Here is a 2,982-nt window from a genome sequence, read left to right on the forward strand (position 1 = left end):
GGCCGCCGCGCCGGGGGGGTGTTGGGGGGGCGGGGCCCCCCGCCCCGGGTTCCCGTGTGTCCCGGCCCCCGCCGGGCCTGGGCTCCGGCGACGGGCGCGAGGGGGGAGTACGGACGTTTCCCCGGGTTGTCCGGGAGTTTTCCCGGGGTCCTTCCGGGGATATCGGCCGGGTCAGTGGATGATCCCGGTCCGCAGGGCGACGGCGACCATCCCGGCCCGGTCGCCGGTGCCCAGCTTGCGGGCGATCCGTGCGAGGTGGGACTTGACGGTCAGGGCGGACAGGCCCATCGAAACGCCGATGGCCTTGTTGGACTGGCCCTCCGCGACGAGGCGCAGGACCTCGACCTCGCGGCCGGAGAGCTCTCGGTAGCCGCCCGGGTGGCTCGGGGCACCCGGGGGGCGGCGGTGCATGCGGGCCGCGGCGGCGCCGATGGGGGCGGCGCCGGGCCGGGACGGGAGCCCGATGTTGGTCCGGGTGCCCGTGACGACGTAGCCCTTCACTCCGCCCGCGAGGGCGTTGCGCACGGCGCCGATGTCGTCGGCGGCGGACAGGGCCAGGCCGTTCGGCCAACCGGCGGCGCGGGTCTCGGAGAGCAGGGTGAGACCGGAACCGTCGGGCAGGTGCACGTCGGCCACGCAGATGTCGCGCGGGCTGCCGATGCGTGGGCGGGCCTCCGCGATGGACGACGCCTCGATCACGTCGCGAACTCCGAGGGCCCACAAATGGCGGGTCACCGTGGAACGCACGCGCGGGTCGGCCACGACGACCATGGCCGTCGGCTTGTTCGGGCGGTAGGCGACCAGGCTTGCGGGCTGCTCGAGAAGAACGGACACCTAGGCCTCCTGGGGGGGAGTGGCGGGACGGCCGGCTCGGGGAAGGAAGCCGGTGCGAACCGTGCGGATGGTCTATGACTCCTTCGGCACGTCACCCGCCCGGCTTTAGGGAATGATCACGATTTGGTGAGTAACAATTCGGGCAATTCGGACGCACGATCGATCATAGGGTGATCAGAAGCCCACAAGGGGCGCCCTGTAACGACATCCGGCCCGTGCTGCGGCCCCGACGTCGAAACCCGTGCCGGCGCGGGCCGGCACGGGTTGCGGCCTCGCGGAACTACCCCTGAGGGTGATGCGGACCGCGCCGCTGGGGCAGCGAGACCACACCGGTCACCGTCTCGGTCGGTCCGACCGGCGGCAGCCCCGCGATCTGGCACAGCAGTTCGCACCAGGCCGACAGGTGTGCGGCGGTGTCGGGCACCCCGCCCACCCCCTCGCGCGGCGTCCACGAGGCCCTGATCTCGATCTGTGTCGCCGGCCGCCGCTCTCCGAGCCCGCCGAAGTAGTGCGAGGCGGCCATGGTCACGGTCCCGCTCGCCTCCCCGTACGTGAGCCCGCGCGCGTCCAGCGCCCCCGTCAGCCAGGACCAGCACACCTCCGGGAGGAGCGGGTCCACGGCCATCTCCGGCTCCAGTTCCGCCCGCACGAGCGTCACCAGCCGGAAGGTGCCCTGCCAGGCGTCGTGCCCGGCCGGGTCGTGCAGGAGGATGAGCCGGCCGTCGGCCAGGTCCTCGTCACCGTCCACGACCGCCGCTTCCAGCGCGTACGCGTGGGGTGCCAGCCTCTGGGGCGGTTTCGTGGGATCGATCTCGATCCCCTGCCGCAGCCTCGCCTTCTTCAAGCCGTCGACAGCCCGCCGGAACGGGAGTGGGACGGAGCTGTCCTTCGCGCTGTCCGTACCGTCAGCGCCATCTGAAAATCGTCCCTGAGCCGCAGCCATGCGGGGAAGACTAGGCGGAACGAGCGCCCGTACGGCGCAGGGACACCCGCGCCGGGCCGGGCACTTCTTCATACGTGCGAAGATTTGAGTCGTGAGCGCCAACACCCGCCCCACGGGCACGCCGAGCCAGACGTACGATTCCGCCTTCCTGAAGGCGTGCCGGCGCGAGCCGGTGCCGCACACTCCCGTGTGGTTCATGCGGCAGGCGGGGCGCTCGCTCCCGGAGTACCGCAAGGTGCGCGAGGGCACGCAGATGCTGGAATCCTGCATGCGGCCCGACCTGGTCACCGAGATCACCCTGCAGCCGGTCCGGCGCCACAACGTGGACGCGGCCATCTTCTTCTCCGACATCGTGGTCCCGCTGAAGGCCATCGGCATCGACCTGGACATCAAGCCGGGCATCGGCCCGGTCGTCGCCCAGCCGATCCGCCGCCGCGAGGACCTCGCACAGCTGCGCGACCTCACCCCTGAGGACGTCTCGTACGTCACCGAGGCGATCGGCATGCTCACGGGTGAACTCGGCTCCACGCCGTTGATCGGCTTCGCCGGCGCGCCTTTCACCCTCGCGAGCTACCTGGTCGAGGGCGGCCCGTCCAAGAACCACGAGCACACCAAGGCCCTCATGTACGGGGACCCGGAGCTGTGGGCCGACCTGCTGGACCGCCTGGCCGACATCACCTCCTCCTTCCTGAAGGTCCAGATCGAGGCCGGCGCCTCCGCGATCCAGCTCTTCGACTCCTGGGTCGGCGCGCTCGCCCCGGCGGACTACCGCCGCTCGGTGATGCCCGCCTCCGCGAAGGTCCTGGAGTCCGTGGCCTCCTACGGGGTCCCGCGCATCCATTTCGGCGTGGGCACGGGCGAGCTGCTCGGCCTCATGGGCGAGGCCGGCGCAGACGTCATGGGCGTCGACTACCGGGTCTCCCTGAAGGACGCCGTGCGCCGGGTCGGCCCCGGCAAGGCGCTCCAGGGCAACCTGGACCCGGCGGTCCTCTTCTCCACCACCGAGGCGGTGGAGACCAAGACCCGCGAGGTGCTGGACGCCGCGGCGGACCTGGAGGGCCACATCTTCAACCTGGGCCACGGCGTCCTCCCGACGACGAACCCGGACGCCCTGACCCGCCTGGTGGACTACGTCCACACGCAGACGGCGGTCTAGCGGGCCTGGGCATCGAACGCCGGCGGGGCTGGACACGTCCAGCCCCGCC

At 71.8% G+C, this 2,982-nt stretch carries 3 protein-coding genes; 1 reads left to right on the top strand and 2 read right to left on the bottom strand.

All coding sequences use genetic code 11. The features are described 5' to 3' along the window. Positions 1-171 precede the first annotated feature (171 nt). Complete coding sequence (locus ABZY57_RS32510; RefSeq protein ID WP_214956508.1) at positions 172-834, bottom strand: response regulator transcription factor; 663 nt, start codon at positions 832-834, stop codon at positions 172-174. A gap of 280 nt (positions 835-1,114) precedes the next feature. Further along, on the bottom strand, positions 1,115-1,777 hold the full coding sequence (locus tag ABZY57_RS32515) for a DUF3000 domain-containing protein (protein WP_243331447.1): 663 nt from the start codon (positions 1,775-1,777) through the stop codon (positions 1,115-1,117). A gap of 91 nt (positions 1,778-1,868) precedes the next feature. On the opposite strand from ABZY57_RS32515, the gene hemE reads away from it, so the two are divergent. Further along, the gene (hemE, locus tag ABZY57_RS32520) at positions 1,869-2,933 is read left to right on the top strand and encodes a uroporphyrinogen decarboxylase (protein ID WP_356518115.1); all 1,065 of its coding nucleotides are present in this window, start codon (positions 1,869-1,871) and stop codon (positions 2,931-2,933) included. Positions 2,934-2,982 lie beyond the last annotated feature (49 nt).

Origin of the sequence: Streptomyces sp. NPDC006450 (genome assembly GCF_040612195.1) — a bacterium.
GTDB lineage: Bacteria > Actinomycetota > Actinomycetes > Streptomycetales > Streptomycetaceae > Streptomyces.